The organism is Burkholderia savannae (genome assembly GCF_001524445.2).
GTDB classification, from domain to species: Bacteria; Pseudomonadota; Gammaproteobacteria; order Burkholderiales; family Burkholderiaceae; genus Burkholderia; species Burkholderia savannae.
In genome coordinates this window covers 2,774,230-2,791,788 of sequence record NZ_CP013418.1, presented here as the reverse complement: position 1 = coordinate 2,791,788, position 17,559 = coordinate 2,774,230, and the positions used below count along the sequence as shown (strand labels likewise).

Below are 17,559 nucleotides of genomic sequence, written 5' to 3'. Positions count from 1 at the left end.
CCGCGCGCCGTCGGTTACCGGTTGCGGCGGCGTGCGTCAATGACTGTCGGCGCCTTACAGCGCACGCTCCATCAGCTTGCGCGATGCTTCCTCCGGTTTTGCAACCGCAGTCACCGCACGATGGACCGCCCCCGCCATCCGCAACGCCGACTTGCCCGCCGCCCTGAGTTCCGCAATCGATTCGAAGCCCATCATGTTGAGCGCGGGCAGCATCTCACTCTTCAACAGTTCGAGGCACCGCTCGACGCCCTTCCCGCCCGCCGCGCCGAGGCCGTAGACATACGCGCGCCCGATCGAGACCGCGCTCGCCCCGAGCGCCAGCGCCTTGATCACGTCCGCGCCGCGGCGCACGCCGCCGTCCATCAGAATCTCGGTCCGCTTGCCGACCGCGTCGGCGATCTCCGGCAGCACATCCATCGCCGAGGGCGCCGGATCGAGTTGCCGTCCGCCGTGATTCGAAATCAGAATGCCGTCGACGCCTTCGTCGACCGCGCGCCGCGCATCGTCGGGATCGAGAATGCCCTTGATGACGATCTTGCCGGGCCAGCGCGCGCGCAACCACTTGACGTCGGCCCAAGACAAACGCGAGTCGATCATCCGGCCGACCGCCGCGGACTGCTCGAGCAACGATGCGCCGAGATCCGGATAGCGCAAGACGTTGCCGATTTTCGGCATTCCGTTGGACAGCGCGCCGACGCACCAGCCTGGGTGCTTGAGCATCGACCACACACCTCGCGCCGACAAACGCGTATCGGCGCGAAAACCGTTGCGCGCATCACGTTCGCGAATCGGGATGTAGCACGTGTCGACCGTCAGGAAGACAACGTCTACGTTCGTCTGCCGGCAACGCGCGAGAATGTCCTCGGTCAGATCGCGATTGCGGAACATGTAGAGCTGGAAATACAGCGGACCGAACCGCGCCGCGGCGACATCTTCGAGCGAACAGATCGAAAACGTCGACAAGCACTGACCAATGCCCGCCTCGTCGGCCGCACGCCCCGCCGCGATTTCCCCTTGCGGCCAATACATGCCTGCGAATCCCACCGGCCCGAGCAGGATCGGAAGCCGATGTTCGGCGCCGAGGTACGTCGCGTTCAAACCCGCCGCACTGCTCTGCGCCCCGGTCAACACCTTCTGACGCAACCGCCAGCGTGCGAAATCGCTTTCATTCGCGCGCATCGTGGTTTCGCTGTTCGCACCGCCGTCCAGATAATCGAAGAAATACTTCGGCACCCGTTTTTGCGCCATTTTTCTCAAATCATCGATGTTCCATGCCTTTCCGACGTCGCTCATCTTGACCCTCTCCATTTGCCGCCGCAACGCGGGCGTTCGCCTCTTCCATGCACGGGCGCCGTAGCGGGCGTGCATCTCACTCGCACCGAGGCATTACGGCCATGTTTTCATGGCAGCGGCTCGGATTCGGCAGGATTTTTTCACTAGCTGTCTCATCGACATTCTAATGTTATTTTCATCGACCTTTCACTGATTTTTTAATTATTTAGTACTCCATTTCATCAACGATGACTTTTAAATGGTGAAAGCATATGGGCACGAAGCAAGATAGAGGATCGTCGGTCGCCGAACGGCGCATGAAGGGTCTCGACTTGCTCGAGATGGGCATGTCTCAGGCCGACGTTGCGCGAACGCTGGTCGTGTCGCGGCAGTCGGTGTGCAGATGGGCGAGACGGCTTGCGCAACGCGAGTTGCATGTCGCAAAGCCGCTGGGACGGCCAAGGCGATTGACTTCCGCAAAATGCGCGGTACTTCGCGCCATGCTCGACGACGGCGCGCTCGCGGCGGGTTTCACGAGCCCGCAGTGGACGGTCGCGCGAGTATGCATGTTGATCGAGCGAGAATTCGGCGTCGCATATAGCAAAACCGGTGGATGGGAATTGTTGCGCACGCTAGGCATCTCGTTGCAACGAATGGAAAAACACCCGCGCGCCGCACGCTGATGCACGGCCGAAGACGCTCCGCACCGATGCCCAAGCCGACGGGCATCGGCATCGCATCGCGATAGCGCCCGCACCCTTCCGATGCCAACGGGCCGCCTGATCGAATGCACGCGCCGACGGCGCAAATCTCATACCGCCGACGGCGAACAGCGGATCGGCTCCAACGCCGAATCGGCCGCTCCAACCGAGCCGAGACGAAAACGAAGAGCCGCAATCGATAACGCCCCCAAGGCAATTACTTCATTCGAATAGCGCAATCAGCGAAACAAGCACCAATATCGCCGCCAAGGAAACATTGATGATGCGGGACGCAACCGGATCGTGCAGGAAACGGGACAACGACACGCCTGCCAGCAGCCAGCCGAGATGGATAACGATGATCATCACGCTCAGCAGGGCAATTTTGGCGGCAGCATCCAGGCCATAGTTGCTGGCAACGAGCGTCGTCCCTGCAAACACCGCGCCGATCGCGATGTACGCCTTCGGATTGGCGACGGCCAAAAGGAAGCCGCCCTTGAACGCGGGAGACGAGACGTCTCCTTTGCGCGCGTCGAGCGGTGGCGCAGTCGCAATCTTGTACGCAAGATAGAGAATGTAGACAGCGGAAATGATGTTGAGCATCCTCGCGCCGTTCGGCATCGACATCACGAAAGCCGTCACGCCCGTCGACACGAGAAGCAGCACGGCGACCGTGCCGGCAATGAGGCCCCAAGCATATTTGAGCGACCTGCGCACCCCGTAGGACGCGCCCATCGCCGTCGCACTGACCGTCGACGGCCCGGGGCTGCCCATCACCACGGTCGCCGCAAGGAGCAGGGCCAGAAGTGAGCGCAACATATCCGAAACTAGATCGACTTGGTTTACCATCGAGGCTCCAATGCACCATTTTTTGAACAGGTAGCTTATGGAAGCGCCACGGAGGCTGTCTTGAACGATTGTGCACGCGACACCGCGCCCGACAGGAACCACATTCGGATCGGCTCCGGCGCCACGGGCATCGAGCGCGCAGAGGCGCACTTCCTCGATCACGCGTTCACGCCCCATCGTCACGACACGTACGCGATCGGCATCACGCTCTCGGGCGTGCAGACCTTCCGCTATCTCGGCGAAACCCACCACTGCCTGCCGGGGCAGTGCCATATCCTTCACCCGGACGAACTGCACGACGGCCGCGCGGGAACCGACGAAGGCTTCGGCTACCGGATCGTCTACGTTGACCCCGCGCTCGTCCAGGAAGCCCTTGGCGGACGCATGCTTCCGTTCGTCCGCTCACCGATCGTTCAGGCGCCCGCCGTCGCCGAAGGACTCGCAGCCGGCGTCTGGAACCTGGACGAGGAAATCGACAACCTGTCCCGCTTCGACATCGCCGTCGCCGTCGCGAACCTGCTGACGGCCGCCGCCGCGAACCGCGGCGCGCCCAAGACCGGCACGCTCGCCGTGGCCGAATTGACGCGCATACGCGATATCATCGCGTCCCGCCCGCACACGGCGATCTCGATGGACGCGCTCGAACACGCCTCGGGGCTCGACCGCTGGACAATCGCCCGCCAGTTCCGCACGCTGTTCGGCACGAGCCCGAGCCGCTTTCGCACTCAACGGCAGCTCAATCTCGTGCGCAAACTGTTGATGGAAGGCGAATCGCTGTCGACCTCGTCCACCGACGCGGGCTTCTCCGATCAAAGCCATATGTCGCGGCACTTCAAGAGCACTTACGGCATCACGCCGGGTTCGTGGATTTCCGCGGTCCGCGGCCGGCGCTCGCAGCACCAGGCAGACCACTAAAGACATTCGACCACCCGGCGGCGGCCGAACACCCCTCGCCCCGCCTCTTCCGACCGCCGCATCCGCCCACCAGGTGGATGCGGGCGTCCTCGTCCGAGCGCTTGCGCGCACGCGCGGCCCATCCGGCCGCGCTCGACATTCGGCGCGCCGTCGGCGGCATATCCGCCTGGCTTCGCATAAACCAACCAGCGAGACAAACGTTGCGAACCGCTCGTTACTCGACATCCATCGCGCTGGCGCATCTCGATGACGGCAGCCAACGCCGTTCGAGCTCACGCCATCGGAACGCATGGCCGGCGAAGTCGCGTGCCAGCACATATGGGGATCGTGTCGCCAGAGAGACGATAGGGACTCGTCCGTCGATGATTGAGTGCACAACCATCCATTCACGCCGAGACGGGAACCGCACGCATCGCCGGAAGAATCGCCTCGTCGAATCTCGATGTGCATCTGCGGATCGAATGGTGATCTAGGAATTTTCCGATTCGATTTCCATCGAGTTTATTGGTCACCAAAAAACTAAATTTACAAATCTCAAATTACTCATTCAGAGCGATACAAGTAATTAAAAGTTTGTATTGCCAACCAATCTATAGTCGCAGTAAGTTAAAGGACATAATTCGGCATATGCCTCCGACCCCGCACACCGCGAGCAATTTCCCGTCGCGCCCGTCGCCATCAGCTCGGCGCTCCGGTAGGTCGCGGCGAATCGTCATGAAGTTCGGAATCCTCGAAGCACGGCCTGGCGCGTATGGCTCGAAATCGCACCGTATTTCCTATCGAACACGCGCGAATGGACGTCACCCAGGAACGCAACGGCGTTGTCGGCGACAAACAGATATCGCTCAGGATATGTGGCGACGCGGCCCAAGGATACTTGCTCGAGCGACACCACGCGGCGCCGCGCCAGCCATCGTTCGTGCAACGTCTGGATTTATTCGACGGCGCGACCGTTACGTCGTTCATCGAACACGATCCTTATTCGGTGGAGCTCGAAAGTCTATATCGAGCAGTAGTTGGCGTTCCCGAAAACACCGTGGAATCCACCGAATACAAGGCGATTCAACCCGAATTCGCGTCTGAATGCGTCAGCGAAAGCGGCTTACTGACTGTAATGCGCAACACAGCCGCCGAATGTGGTGCAACAAACTGTTTTTACCATTACTTCAGAATCGACGAGAAAACCGGAAACTTGAAGAACCATGAATTATTAATCGGCGGAACGCCCGTTTGGGCACACCGTTATGTGCATCGCCATTGGTATTTGAACGATCCCGCCATCGCGCATGCACGCAACGACACGCGCCCGCTGCGTGCGTCAACGCTCGCAACGCTGCCGTCCGATCATTGGCTGAATCAGCAGACGCAATTGCTCGGCCTGGCCAGCAACGTGTTCTTTCCTGCACACCGCCGCGACGACGACACGATCGGTTTGTTGCACGTCAGTTCGTCGCTGCCGCCCGCGCAAGGCGAAGAAATCATCTGGCGCAACCGGCGAACGCTGCGCGGACTAGCGACCGAGATGCTCGAATGGAAAGTCACGGCGCAGCGCCAGATGCTTGCCCGAGAAATGTCGCTGAGCCGTCGCGAACTCGTCGCGTTGCGGCTCGTCGGCCGGGGCGGCAACGCGCGCCACGTCGCCGAGGAACTACAGCTCGACGAACATGCGGTCTATCAGCTGTTCACGTCGATCAACAAGAAGATGAATAGCAGCCACATCAAGACGAGCGCGAACAAGGCGAAGCAGCTCGGTTTCCTGGCGGAGGGCTACATCTCCGAATGAACGGGGCGCGGCGCACGGCCCGCCCGTCTCTCCTATCGTCGATGGCCGCTCGCGGGCCGCCCGCCCGCGAGCGGATTCAGCGCCCCAACACCGAATACGCGAGCGATCCAGAAAACGTCGCGAGCACGAGCGACGCGCAGCGCATGAACGTCGACGTATGCGCGGCCCACGAGCGCTGCGACGTCAGCAGCCCGCCCAGGCTCGACCAGCCGACGCCGATCGGCGCGAGCACGATCAGGAACACGACGACCGCCCATCCGAAGTAGCTGAGCGACCGGAACGCTTCTAGCGGAAACATCGTGCTCGCAAACAGCAGTGCCTTCGGGTTCATCAGCGTCGCGACGAACAGATCCGCGAAACTGATCGGCCCCGCGGTCAGCTCGTGCAGCGCGCGGCTCTTCGTCCACATCTTGACCGCGAGCCACAGGATGTACGCGGCGCTCAGCAGCTTGATCGCGCCGAAGAGCCAGGGCCGGCTCGCCGCCACCGACAGCAGGAAGAACCCCCATAGCGAGATCGCGACGACATAGCCCAGCGCCTCCGCGATCACGAGGTGCCAGGTGCCGCGCAGGCCGGCCTTCAGGCCCGACGACAGCAGCAGCGTGTTCGTCGGCCCCGGCACGATCAGCACGAGCGACACGTATAACGACATCTTGAGCAATGCATCCTGGATGAGCACGGCGCCTCCTCGGTTCGTCGGCTTCGATGGTGGTCGTTCATCGGCCGGCCGCCGGCGCGGACGAAGCCGCGGCCGGTGCGCCGGCGAAGTAGCGATTGCCGTCCGGCGCGAGCCAGTCGGCCCGCGGCGGCGTAAACACGTCGAGATCGACCGCGTCCTCGAGACACAACGCGTTGTGCGGCACGTTCGCCGGAAGATGCAGGATCTCGCCGGGCCCCACCTCGACCTCGTGCTCGAGGCGCTCGCCGTAACGGAACAGCAGGCGTCCTTCGAGGATGTAGGTGAACTGCTCGTTCGGATGCGAATGCGTTCCGACGAACGCGCCTTTCTTCAGGAACAGCTTCGCCAGCGTCAGCGCGTCGCCCGAGACGACCTGACGCTCGATCCGATCGGTCAGCACTTCGCGCTCGACTCGATCCCATGCACCAAAACCTCGTTCGCTCAAACCTGTCACGATTCCCTCCTCGTTCGATCGTGTGAAATGCGTCCGCGCTCACGCGGACAGCTCGCGAATCCGCACGCCGTCGCTCGCGCGCTGCACGTCCCGCTCGCGCGCGAGACGGCTCGCCTCCTCGATGATGATGTCCTCCTGGCCGGCGACGAGCTTGCGTTCCGCGAGCCGCTTGTACAGATCGAACTCGTTGACGCCGAACTCCTGCGCCGCCTTCTGGATGTGCGGCACATAGCCGGAAAAGAGGCCGTACAGGCCGCTCGCGATGTTCGCCGGCTGGATGTGCGGCGTCTTCGGATTCAGGAAAGCCTCGGTGCTGCGCGCGAGCGTCATCACGCGCTCGAACGTCGTTCGCGCGCCGTGCCCTTCGCGTTCCATCGCGGCGACGAGCGTCTCGAGCTGCGTGTTGCCCGCGCCCGCGCCGAAGCCTTTCACGCAGGCATCGACGATGCGCGCGCCTGCCTCGAGCGCGACGAGGCTGTTCGCGACCGCGAGCCCGAGATTGTTGTGCGCATGAAAGCCGACGTCGATATCGAGGCCGTCGACGAGGCGCTCGACCTTCGCGCGCACGAGCGACGGCGTCGAGTAGCCGGCGCTGTCCATCAGCACGACCGCCTGCGCGCCGTAACGCTCCATCAGCCTCGCTTGCGCGAGCAGCACGTCGGGCGGCGCCATGTGCGACATCATCAGCACACCGAACGCTGTGCGGCCCGCGTGTCGCGTCTGCTCGATGAAGCGCGCGGACACGTTCGCTTCGGTGCAATGCGTCGCGACGCGCACGACGTCGACGCCGATCTCGAGCGCGAGCGCGATGTCCGCCGCCTTGCCGAGCCCGGGAATGAAATGCACGCCGAGCCGGCTCGTGCGCAGCGCGGCGCGCGCGGTCTCGAGCATCAGGCGATCGCCGATGGGCGTCTGTCCGAGCAGGCACGACGAACCGCCGAGACCGTTGCCGTGCCCGACTTCGACGACGTCGATGCCGGCCTCGTCGGCCGCGCGCGCATACGCATGAATCTGCGCAGCGCTCAGTTGATGGCGAATCGCGTGATTGCCGTCGCGCAAGGTCGCATCGCTGATCAGTATCATTGTGTGGCTCCTTGTCTGGCGGTTGCATGTCGATGCGAGGCGACCGCGAGCGCCGCGCAATTGATGATGTCCAGATTGCCCGCGTACTCGGGCAGGTAGTCGCCGCGCCCGCGCACCGTCAGGCCGATCGTGATCCTGCCCTGGCTTTCGAGCGGTTCGACGACAAGCCGATAGCCGGGCACGTATTCGCGAACCTTCTCGACCATGCCGGCGACGCACGCACGCACCCGATCGAAATCGCGATAGCGCGCGTACGCATAGAGCGTGGTCTGCATCCGCACGCCGGGCTCGGCGGGATTGATGTTGAGGATCGCCTTCGTCTTCTTCGCACCGCTGAATTTCGCGAGCGCGTATTCGGTCGTCGTCATGTATTCGTCGATGTTCTCGCGCGTCGCGATGCCGGCGCTGCGCGACGCGATCGCCGACACCACCTCCAGGTATTCGATCTCGTCGACCGCCTGCTTCAGTGCGTACGCAAGCGGCAGGCTCGCCTGCCCGCCGCAGGTGATGAGGTTCACGTTCTGCTCGGCGCCCATGTCGTCCAGATTGATGCACGGCACGCACAGGCGGCCGAGCTTCGCGGGCGTCAGGTCGATCACGAACTTGCCCGCGTCCGAGAAGAAGCGATTGTTGATTTTGTGCGCGGCGGCCGACGTCGCGTCGAACACGAGGTCGTACGCCCCCTCGTTCTCCTTCAGGAAGTCGAGACCGTCGCTCGACGTCTCGACGTTGCAGCTGCGCGCGAGCTTGAGTCCGTCGCTCTGCGCATTACGCCCGACGACGAACCTCAGATCGAATTGTTCGGATGCCTTCACTTTGAACATCAGATCGAGCCCGATGCTGCCCGACCCGAGGATCGCCACGCGCGTGCGCGATGATTTGTTCTTCATATGCCGCTCTCCTCCGTCAAATGACGCATGCGCGCCGCCGAACCGCGCATGCCGCTTTGCACACCCGCCGCTTCGCGTGCGAGCACACGCTCCAGCTCGCGGCCGATTTCGCCGAGCACGCCCTCTTCTTCGCCGTGCATGAAGAAATGGCCGCCCGAAAAACCGACGTAGCGCGCGGCTCCGCTCGTCTCGGCGAGCCAGCCCGACAGCCCGGCGTCGCTCACGAGGCCGTCGTTCGAGCCGTGCAGCACGAGCAGCGGGCAATCGAGCGGCGGCGCTTCGACGTATCGGTACGTCGCGGAGATCGTCAGATCCGCCCGCAGCCGGGGCAGCCAGAGGTCGCGCAGCGCCGGATCGGCGATCAGCGCGTCGGGCGTGCCGTTGTAGTCGCGCACCGCGGCGATGAACGCATCGTCGGGCAGCGTCTGAATGCCCGCGTCCCGCCAGCGAAAACGCGGCGCGCTGCGGCCCGACGCGACGAACAGCGAAGGCTTGGCGAAGCCGCGCGCGCGCAGCAGGCGTGCGAGGTCGAACGCGATCAGCGCGCCCATGCTGTGGCCGAAGAACGCGTACGGCAGATCGAGCAGCGGCGGCACGACCTCCGCGAGCGCCGCGACGATCGGCTCGGCGTCCTCGATCAGCGGCTCGCCCAGGCGATACTCGCGGCCGGGCAGTTGCACCGCGACCACTTCGACCCAGTCGGGCAAGCCGCGCGGCCACGTCCGAAAGATCGACGCGGTCGCGCCCGCGTAGTGAAAGCAGAAGAGCCGTACGCGCGCATCCCGCGCCGCGTGGACGATCAGCCACGGCGAAGCGGCCGCCGATTCGCGCGCGCTCATGACCGCGCTCCGTCGCGCGCCGGCACCGGCACGGGCGTAAGCCAGTTCCATTTGTCCGCGTGCGTGCCGCGCACGATGCCGAAGTACTGATCCTGGATCGCCTTCGTCACGGGGCCGCGCTTGCCGCCGCCGACGAACATCCTGTCGACCGAGCGCACCGGACAGATCTCGACCGCGGTGCCGGTGAAGAAGATCTCGTCGGCGAGATAAAGCATCTCGCGCGGGATGCTCGTCTCGGTCACGGTGTAGCCGAGGTCGCGCGCGATCCGAATCACGCAATTGCGCGTGATGCCGCTCAGGATGCTGCTGCCGATCGACGGCGTGAAGATCTCGTTCTTGTAGACGAGGAACACGTTCTCGCCGCTGCCTTCGCTCACGAAACCGTTCGCGTCGAGCGCGATGCCCTCGCTCATCCCGTTCTCGTGCGCCTCCATCACGATCGCCTGGCCGTTGACGTACTGGCCGCCGATCTTCGCGAGCGTGCTCGCCGCGCCCGCGCCGTTGCGCCGCCAGCTGCTGACCTGCACGTCGACACCCTGCTCCAGCGCCTCGTCGCCGAGATACGCGCCCCACGGCATCGTCACGAGCAGCGCTTCGGCCGGGCATTGCCGCGCGTCGAGCCCGAGCGACTCGCCCGCGCCGCGATAGACGAGCGGCCGGATGTACGCGCTGCGCTGACCGTTCGCGCGCAGCGTCTCGACCGTCGCCTCCATCCACTGCCCGACGCTCATCGGCGATGGAATCCGCGCGACCTTGCAGCTGAACAGCAAGCGCTCGAAGTGCTCGCGGCCGCAGAGAATCGCCGCCTTCTCGCCGATCTCGTAGGCGCGCACGCCCTCGAACACGCTGGTTCCGTAATGCAGCGCATGGCTCATCACGTGCACCTGCGCACGCTCCCACGGCACCAGTTCGCCGTTCTTCCACACGTAGCTCGCTTTCATCGCTGTTGCGCTCCTCACATGACGTTGTATTGATTGAATGCGTCGACGACGCTGCGGCCTTCGACGATCGCGTCGCGAACCTTGCGTTCGAGCCGGTTCTTCGCGATCGCGCGGTTGATCACTTCCTGCTCCGCTTCGCGCGGAATCACGCAGACGCCGTCACCGTCGCCGAAGATCAGGTCGCCCGGCCGGATTCGCACGTGGCCAACGGTGATCGAACAGCGATAGTCGACGACGTTGTGGCGCCCCTGCAGCCCGTATGCGTACGTGCCGTGCGCGAACGCCGGCAGGTTCAGATCGGCAATCGCGTTCGCGTCGCGCACGTGCGCGTTCAACACGACACCCGCCGCACCGAGATTGCGCGCGCGCGTGACAAGCAGATCGCCGAGCCGCGCGACAGCCGTCGGGCCGCCGCTCGCGACGTAGACCTCGCCCGGACGCAACGCCTCGACCGATTCGAACAGCAGTCCAAACGGTTTCGCGTCGTAACGCTTGAGACCGCCGTGCGGCACGGGCGGCTCGTCCTGCACGGGCATCGCGCGGCCGATCATCACCATGTCCCGCCGCAGCGGGCGGATCTCCGGCGGCAGCATCGGGTACGCGAACCCGAGCTGCTCCATCACGTCGCTGACGGGGCAGGTCGAGAGCTCGGCGCGCATCAGCGCGAACAGCTCGTCATCTGAATTCCACTGCGCCATTTGTCTGTCATCCGATTAGAGTGGAGCTCGCATCGCTCAAGAGCGGCTCGAGCTCGCGGTTGATGTGGTCGAGTACCGACGCCTCTTCGTCGTGAATGAAGAAGTGGTCGCCGGCAAACCGGTAGCGTGCGAAGCTTTGCCGCGTCTCGCTCGCCCAGCGTGCGAGCCCGTCTTCGCGCACGAGGCCGTCGTGAACGCCGTGAAAGACGACGATCCGGCAATCGAGCGGCGCTTGTGGCTCGTAGCGGTACGTCTCGAACACGGCGCCGTCCGCGCGAATCCGCGGCAGCAGCAGCTCGAGCAGCGCCGGGTCCTGCAGAATCGCGTCGGGCGTGCCGTTGCAGCCGCGCAGCACTTCGACGAACTCGGCATCCGACAACCGATGCCGAATCACTTCCGGCTTCACGTCGGGCGCGTTCTGCGCGGACGCGATCAGAAGCCTCGGCTGCGGATATCCGCGAGCGCGCAGTACCCGCGCGACCTCGAAACCGATCAGCGCGCCCGTGCTGTGCCCGAAGAACGCAAACGGCCGGTCGAGCAGCGGAGCGAGCGCGTCGACGAGCGGAGACGCGACTTCGTCCATCGAGTGCAACAGCGGCTCGTTCAGCCGGTTCTCGCGGCCGGGCATCTGCACCGCGACAAGCTCGACGCCGTCCGGCAGCGACTCGACCCAGTTCCTGAAGATTGAGCCGCCGCTGCCCGCGTAGTGAAAGCAGAACAGCCGGATTCGTACATCGGGTTTCCGTTCGTCGGCGCCGAACAGGAACCAGCGGGCCTCGCATGCATTCATGTCGGCGCCTTCCTTCGCTTACGCGATCGCCGCAACTGCGGCGAGCGGCTTCGTCACGCGGTTATGGCCATAGCGGTCCTCGCCCGCCACCAACACCGTCGAGTAGCGGTCGAGCGGCAGCACTTCGCCGAAGTGGTGGAACGACTCCTGACCCGAATACACCTTCACGTGCGTCGGCACGAAGCGCGTCGCCCAGCCGAAACGCACCGAATCCTTGCTCGTGTTCGGATTCGAGCCATGCATGCAGCGCGACGTGAAGATGAAGAACTGGCCCGGCTTCACTTCCATGTGCACCGCGCGCGACTCGTCCGGCTTCCAGCTCGGATCGAGCTTCAGCTTCTCGTAGTCGTAGCCGTAGAAGCCTGATTTCTGGCCGTCGTCGAGCACGCGCTTGTTGAAGTTCTCCGGCTCGAACGGGATGTTGCGCTTCTCGTCGAAGAACCAGGTGCGGTGGCTGCCCGGCATCAGCTTCAGGCAGCCGTTCTCCTTCGTCGCCTCGCTCATCGCGATCCACGCGGTCAGCTCCCACGGCCGCCCTTCTTCCGCCGCCGTCGGCTCGAGCTTCTCGGTGCCTTCGAACTCCACGAAGCTCTCGGCCTGGTGCCAGTCGGTACCTTCGTCGCCCGGGTATTTCGGAAACCACTCGGTTCGCCAGCTCAGCACGTCCGGGCCGAGGATGCTCGAGATCCGATCGACGATCTTCGGATGACTAATGATCTGGTTCAGATCGGGCATGTCGAGATGACGGTCATAGTTGAGCCGGCTGTTCGGGAACGCCGCCTTCGTCGCATCGAGCAGGTCCATCCGCACTTCGTTCCAGACGCGGGTCATCTCCTCCGGTTCGTACAGCGTGAACGGGCCGGCGAAGCCGTTCTCGTAAAAAGATTTCTTTTCGGCTTCCGACATGTGAAAACGCTTTTGCATCTCAGTTCTCCTAAATATGGCGTAAAGAGCCATGTCTTGAAAAATCCGCTTGTCGCGGCCGCCGCTTTCGCGGCTCGTGAAACGCCCTCCGGAATCAGCCCGCGACCGGGGCCTCGGCGCCGCTGAGCTCGCGCAGTGCGTCGATTTCGCCGCTCAACGCCGCCACCGTCGAGCGCGTCTTGTCGAAAAACAGCCTCGGCGACGGCGCGACGCCCGTTTTCGCCTTGATCTGCTTCAGCACTTCGACGAGATTGAGCGAATTGCCGCCGATATCCAGAAAACGGGTATCGCCCGTCACCTTCTTGACGCCGATCACGCTCTCCAGAATCTGAATCAACATCGTTTCGGTCTTCATGGATTCACTTCCTCCTGGTTACTTTCATTGACGCGGTGTTGCAATATCGACAGAAGCGCTTTGCGATCCGTCTTTCCCGATGACAACTGCGGAAACTGCTCGAGAACCATGACGTGGCGAGGCACCATGTAGGCGGGAAGCTCCGCCGCGAGGCGCCGCCTGATTTCGTCGACCTTCGAATCGGCGTCGAGCGACGCGCCGCGCTCGAGCAGCACGCCCGCGGCAAGCAGCGTCTCGCCGTAGCGCGATTCGAGCAGCACGACCTCCGATCCATGCACGTGCGGCACGCCGTTGACGACCCGCTGGATTTCGCTCAGATGAATCCGGTAACCGCCGATCTTCACTTCGTTATCCTTGCGGCCCATGTAATACAGGCTGCCGTCGGCGAGATACGTGCAGACGTCGCCCGTTCGATAAAACGGCACGCCGTTCATGCGAACGAGCCGCGCCGCCGTCTCCTCGGGCAAGTTCCAATAGCCCTGCATGACCTGCGTGCCGCCGATCATCAGCTCGCCCGGCACACCCGGCGCCGTGATCCGCTCGCCGCGCTCGTCGGCGAGCAACGCCCTCACGTGCTCGAGCGGCTTGCCGATCGGATAGAGCGCGCGCCGCTCGGGCTCGACCTCTCGGATCACGTGCGCGACCGCCGCGCATGTGGCCTCGGTCGGACCGTACGCGTTGATCACCTGCACGCCCGCGTTTTTCTTCAGCCAGCGCTGGATCGTCTTCACGTCGGGCACGTCGGTGCCTGTAAGGATCGTCTTCAGGTGCGGCAGCGGCGCGGCTTCGAACGCGTCCGCCTGCGCGATCAGGCCGAGCATCATGCCCCACGCGGAGAAATGCGTGACGTCGTGCGCGCGGATCGCGTCGAACAGCAAGTCAGGCGCGTTCACGTCGTCGTGCACGTACAGCGACGCGCCCTGCGCGAGCGGAAACATCATGTCCATCAGATACACGTCGAAATGCAGCGGCGAAAAGCTCGCGCATCTCGATTGCGACGTGACGTCGTAGACGGCGCGCGTACCTTCGAAGAAATCCGCGATGCTGCGGTGGTTGATCAGCACGCCCTTCGGGCGGCCTGTCGAGCCGGAGGTGTAGATGCAATATGCGATCGCGGTTTCGTCGAACGGCGGCAGCGGCAACGGCTGCACGAGCGCGTCGAGCCGCGCCGAATCTGCGTCGGCGAGGAGCCGCTCGAGCTCGCTCAGCGGCAGGATCGGCGCGGCCGACGGCAACGCGTGCTCGAGCGCTTCGGTCAGATCTTCGTCGGCGATCACGAGCGCCGGCGCGACGTCGTGCAGGATGTATCGCAGGCGGTCCGTCGGCATGCGCGGATCGAGCGGCACGTGCACGCAGCCGGCCTTGAACACGCCGACGATCGCCGCGACGAGCAACGCGCGGCGGCTCGCGAGCATCACGACGCGATCTCCCGGGCGGCAGCCCAGATCCTGCAGGCGCATCGCGAAACGGGTGCTGAAGCTGTCGAGATCGGCGTAGCCGAGATCGCCGCGAGAATCGGACAACGCGCATTTATACGGCGTGGCGAACGCATGAGACTGGATTGCTTGAACGATGTGTCTGGCCATCTGAATGAATCCTCTTTGCGATGTCTCTTTACGGGCACCTTCGAGATTCAGGCGGCATTGCGCACCGGCTAACGGGCGAACGACCCTGCATGCGCGCTTGCGATGCACGTTCGTTCGCCGTCGACTACCGGCCCCTCGTCATTTGACTGCGTGCTGCTTTCTCTCAGACTGCTGGCTGCTTGTTCGAATCGTTCTGCCGCTGCACCGCCGATCCGCCGATGAAGCGGACGCGCCCGCACCCGGATGCAATGCTGGCGAGCGCACGTCGAACAGGCGGAATGCGCGTTGCTCGACGTCGGCTCGAATGCGTGTCGTTCGTCGCCGCATTCGTTGATTGATAGGCTAGATGAAATTCCCTGCGGAAATACTTAGATCACTTCCAGAATATGTCCGCACGATTTCAGCGCGATTCAAGAATAAGCTCCGAACCTGATATTTAAGCGTTTGTTGATGTATTTTTGGCTGCCTAAATAAATGGATGATTCAAAGCATGCCGCTGCGCGCGCGGTTGAATTCTTTAGCAAGAGCGGAAAAGCGCGGTTTCGCGTTGAATGCGATCGTAAAAGAGGAGGCAAGCGCGTGTCGCTGCAGGCCCGACGCATTCGCCGATTAGGCGCCCGGCACTTCCGCGCCGAGCGCGTTGCGATCCGATGCGTTTCATCTCGTCAGATGTCAGACAATCGACGAACGATGCGATGCGCGACGAGATCGCCGTATTGCGGCGATAGACTGCGTGAACCGGCTGCAGCACGTCGTGCGTCTGGCGCGTGAGCAGTTGCACGAGCCGCCCTTCATCGATCGCGATTCCGTGCGGTCATGAAATCGGACAGGCAAGCGATGCCCGCGCGTCTCGCCACTCGATTCGGCGTCTGCCGCCGAGCGCGCCGGATGAGCGCGGCGAGCGGGACTGTCTCCATGCGCCAGGCGGAGCGCGCACGACGGCAAGTAGCCGCGTGGCGAGATATTTCGCGAGACGTTCGCGACCGCTTCGAAACGGCACTCGCATCGGCCGTGCGCGAAACGGTTCGTCCATCGACGATCGTTCGTTTAACTGACCGTTCCCGCCGCGAAAGCGAAGCGGCGCGCCGCAAGCGCAGCCATCATGCCTGAACTGCGTGCTCGAGCCGCAGCAACGCCTGATCCCACCGCCGGCCGATCGCGTCGAGCGCCGCCCGCGCGATATCGATCTGCGCGGGCTCGAAGCTCCACAGCCGCTCGCGCCCGAGCTTCGCGTCACGCACGAGCCCCGCGTCCGCCAGCACCTGCAGATGCTGCGTGACCGACTGGCGCGTGATGTCGGTGCCCGCGGTGATCCGCGCGATCGACAGCGCCGTGCCCGCGCACAGCGCGGCGACGATGCGCAAGCGGGTCTCGTCGCCGAGCGCGGCGAACACCGTCGCGCAATCGCGCAACTGCGCGCGCTTGAGCGGCGCGCGCGGCGGCCGGCCGTCAGCGCGCGTCGACATGTACGGCGATGTTCTTCATCTGCTCGTCCCAGCCGCCGCCGTTCATCCGGAACGCATCCGCGCGGCGCTCGATGGGCAGCTTGTCGAAGCCCGATTCGATGATGGTGAGCAACGTGCCGGCTTCGACGTCGGCGAGCTCGAACGCGACGAGCGTCGGCGTCTCTTGCGAGTAGTCGAGCGCGGGATCGACCGCGGCCGGATGCCAGCGGTACGAGAAATGATGCTCCGGCTCGATCCGCTCGATCCGCATCTGCAACACTACATGCTCGTAACCGGGATACGTGATGCGGCCTTCGACGTGGCGTCCCGCCTCGAAGGTCTGCCCTGCGAGATCGACGCGAAACCACGCGCCGAACTCGTCGGCGTTCGTCAGCGCGCGCCACACGCGCGAGCGCGGCGCGCTCAGCACGATCCGCCTTTCGATACGATCGGTCGATGTGTTCATATGCAGCCTCCTGGCTGCACATTAGGCCGCGCACTCGTGAAATGCAAGGAAACGGCTGCCTGTCCGGAAATCGCATGCGCCGCCTCGCCGCGCCGGCGCGAATGCGCCGGCTGACGCGGCATGCGACGTCGGCGCAATCGAATTCAGCTCAGGAGCCCCGCCGCGACGTTGACCGACAGCCCGAGCACCGCCATGTTGAAATAGAACGACAGAATCGACTGCGCGAGCGCCGCGCGCCGGATCGATCGCCCGCGCAGCGATACGTCGGACGTCTGCGACGCGACCGCGATCGTGAACGAGAAATACAGGAAATCCCAATAATCGGGCTCGAGATCGCGATCGGGAAACGACAGCGCGCGCGCGTCCTTCGGCGACAGATAGTAGAGCCGCGCGTAGTGCAGCGTGAAGATCGTCGGAATCAGGAACCATGCGCCGAACATCGTCGCGCCCGTCACCGCGTAATGACCGAGGCCGTAGCGGAATCCGACGCTCTTCGCGCTGACGAGCTCGAGCACGATCGCGGCGATGCTCGCGACCGTTGCGAAACAGATGATGGTCAGCACGATCGTCGCGTTCTCGTCCTCGCGCATCGCGATCTCGCGCACCCTGTGATGTTGCGCGCGCACCATCCGCACCCACATCAGCACGAGATACAGCCAGATCGTGCAATCCCAGCCGATCAGCACACGCGCGAACGGCCGCAGCGGATACGGGAACAGCAGGCCGAACGCGACGCCGGCGGCGGCCGCGATCATCATGCGCGGACGATTGCGCAGCACTTGCGGATAAAGCGTCATGATTCCTCGTCGAGACGATCGAAAGTCGAGTGAAAGACCGCGCCGCTGCTGCGGCGCGTCGCAGCGATTATCGTCATGTTGTCCCGCTGCGC

General features: G+C 63.9%; 19 protein-coding genes and 1 pseudogene. 3 read left to right on the top strand and 17 right to left on the bottom strand.

Annotated features, from left to right (window positions below; genetic code table 11):
* Window positions 1-54: 54 nt before the first annotated feature.
* Window positions 55-1,293 carry an alpha-hydroxy acid oxidase gene (locus WS78_RS33455; protein WP_038748144.1) on the bottom strand — a complete coding sequence of 413 codons (1,239 nt, stop codon included), beginning with the start codon at window positions 1,291-1,293 and terminating at the stop codon, window positions 55-57.
* A 251-nt stretch (window positions 1,294-1,544) separates the two neighbouring features.
* On the opposite strand from WS78_RS33455, the gene WS78_RS33450 reads away from it, so the two are divergent.
* Window positions 1,545-1,955, top strand: a complete 411-nt coding sequence (locus WS78_RS33450) for a winged helix-turn-helix domain-containing protein (RefSeq protein WP_059581232.1) — start codon at window positions 1,545-1,547, stop codon at window positions 1,953-1,955.
* A gap of 240 nt (window positions 1,956-2,195) precedes the next feature.
* Here WS78_RS33450 and WS78_RS33445 read toward each other — a convergent pair whose 3' ends face one another.
* The gene (locus WS78_RS33445) at window positions 2,196-2,789 is read right to left on the bottom strand and encodes a LysE family translocator (RefSeq protein ID WP_038748140.1); all 594 of its coding nucleotides are present in this window, start codon (window positions 2,787-2,789) and stop codon (window positions 2,196-2,198) included.
* 93 nt (window positions 2,790-2,882) lie between these two features.
* On the opposite strand from WS78_RS33445, the gene WS78_RS33440 reads away from it, so the two are divergent.
* Window positions 2,883-3,737 carry an AraC family transcriptional regulator gene (locus WS78_RS33440; protein WP_059581229.1) on the top strand — a complete coding sequence of 285 codons (855 nt, stop codon included), beginning with the start codon at window positions 2,883-2,885 and terminating at the stop codon, window positions 3,735-3,737.
* A gap of 751 nt (window positions 3,738-4,488) precedes the next feature.
* Window positions 4,489-5,520: a helix-turn-helix transcriptional regulator gene (locus WS78_RS33435; protein WP_038748101.1), complete on the top strand. Its 1,032-nt coding sequence runs from the start codon at window positions 4,489-4,491 to the stop codon at window positions 5,518-5,520.
* 76 nt (window positions 5,521-5,596) lie between these two features.
* Here the strand turns inward: WS78_RS33435 and WS78_RS33430 are convergent, their stop codons facing one another.
* From WS78_RS33430 to WS78_RS33355, 15 genes and pseudogenes are all read right to left on the bottom strand, one after another.
* The gene (locus WS78_RS33430; protein WP_059581226.1) at window positions 5,597-6,199 is read right to left on the bottom strand and encodes a LysE family translocator; all 603 of its coding nucleotides are present in this window, start codon (window positions 6,197-6,199) and stop codon (window positions 5,597-5,599) included.
* 37 nt (window positions 6,200-6,236) lie between these two features.
* Window positions 6,237-6,644, bottom strand: coding sequence for a cupin domain-containing protein (locus tag WS78_RS33425; protein WP_038748097.1), 408 nt, complete (start codon window positions 6,642-6,644; stop codon window positions 6,237-6,239).
* 48 nt (window positions 6,645-6,692) lie between these two features.
* Complete coding sequence (dmpG, locus tag WS78_RS33420; RefSeq protein WP_038748096.1) at window positions 6,693-7,736, bottom strand: 4-hydroxy-2-oxovalerate aldolase; 1,044 nt, start codon at window positions 7,734-7,736, stop codon at window positions 6,693-6,695.
* On the bottom strand, window positions 7,733-8,626 hold the full coding sequence (locus WS78_RS33415; protein ID WP_038748095.1) for an acetaldehyde dehydrogenase (acetylating): 894 nt from the start codon (window positions 8,624-8,626) through the stop codon (window positions 7,733-7,735). The genes dmpG and WS78_RS33415 overlap by 4 nt, the downstream gene beginning before the upstream one ends.
* Window positions 8,623-9,465, bottom strand: a complete 843-nt coding sequence (locus tag WS78_RS33410; protein ID WP_038748093.1) for a thioesterase II family protein — start codon at window positions 9,463-9,465, stop codon at window positions 8,623-8,625. The genes WS78_RS33415 and WS78_RS33410 overlap by 4 nt, the downstream gene beginning before the upstream one ends.
* A complete protein-coding gene (locus WS78_RS33405; protein ID WP_038748091.1) occupies window positions 9,462-10,406 on the bottom strand; it encodes a branched-chain amino acid transaminase in 945 nt (314 codons plus the stop codon). Before WS78_RS33405 ends, WS78_RS33410 begins: the two co-directional genes overlap by 4 nt.
* Before the next feature lie 14 nt (window positions 10,407-10,420).
* Entirely contained in the window at window positions 10,421-11,104 is a 684-nt protein-coding gene (locus WS78_RS33400) for an RraA family protein (RefSeq protein WP_038748089.1), read from the bottom strand.
* Between the two features lie 7 nt (window positions 11,105-11,111).
* Window positions 11,112-11,894, bottom strand: coding sequence for a thioesterase II family protein (locus tag WS78_RS33395; protein ID WP_059581222.1), 783 nt, complete (start codon window positions 11,892-11,894; stop codon window positions 11,112-11,114).
* Between the two features lie 18 nt (window positions 11,895-11,912).
* Complete coding sequence (locus WS78_RS33390; protein WP_059581219.1) at window positions 11,913-12,818, bottom strand: chlorinating enzyme; 906 nt, start codon at window positions 12,816-12,818, stop codon at window positions 11,913-11,915.
* 94 nt (window positions 12,819-12,912) lie between these two features.
* A complete protein-coding gene (locus tag WS78_RS33385) occupies window positions 12,913-13,173 on the bottom strand; it encodes an acyl carrier protein (RefSeq protein WP_038748080.1) in 261 nt (86 codons plus the stop codon).
* Window positions 13,170-14,759 carry an amino acid adenylation domain-containing protein gene (locus tag WS78_RS33380; RefSeq protein ID WP_059581216.1) on the bottom strand — a complete coding sequence of 530 codons (1,590 nt, stop codon included), beginning with the start codon at window positions 14,757-14,759 and terminating at the stop codon, window positions 13,170-13,172. Before WS78_RS33380 ends, WS78_RS33385 begins: the two co-directional genes overlap by 4 nt.
* Before the next feature lie 673 nt (window positions 14,760-15,432).
* A pseudogene (locus WS78_RS33370) lies at window positions 15,433-15,604 on the bottom strand (LysR family transcriptional regulator); the annotation flags it as partial.
* A gap of 255 nt (window positions 15,605-15,859) precedes the next feature.
* Window positions 15,860-16,225, bottom strand: a complete 366-nt coding sequence (locus WS78_RS33365) for an ArsR/SmtB family transcription factor (RefSeq protein ID WP_059581213.1) — start codon at window positions 16,223-16,225, stop codon at window positions 15,860-15,862.
* Window positions 16,209-16,670 carry an SRPBCC family protein gene (locus tag WS78_RS33360; RefSeq protein ID WP_038748068.1) on the bottom strand — a complete coding sequence of 154 codons (462 nt, stop codon included), beginning with the start codon at window positions 16,668-16,670 and terminating at the stop codon, window positions 16,209-16,211. Before WS78_RS33360 ends, WS78_RS33365 begins: the two co-directional genes overlap by 17 nt.
* Window positions 16,671-16,813: 143 nt before the next feature.
* On the bottom strand, window positions 16,814-17,467 hold the full coding sequence (locus WS78_RS33355; protein ID WP_038748065.1) for a DUF1345 domain-containing protein: 654 nt from the start codon (window positions 17,465-17,467) through the stop codon (window positions 16,814-16,816).
* Between the last annotated feature and the right edge of the window lie 92 nt (window positions 17,468-17,559).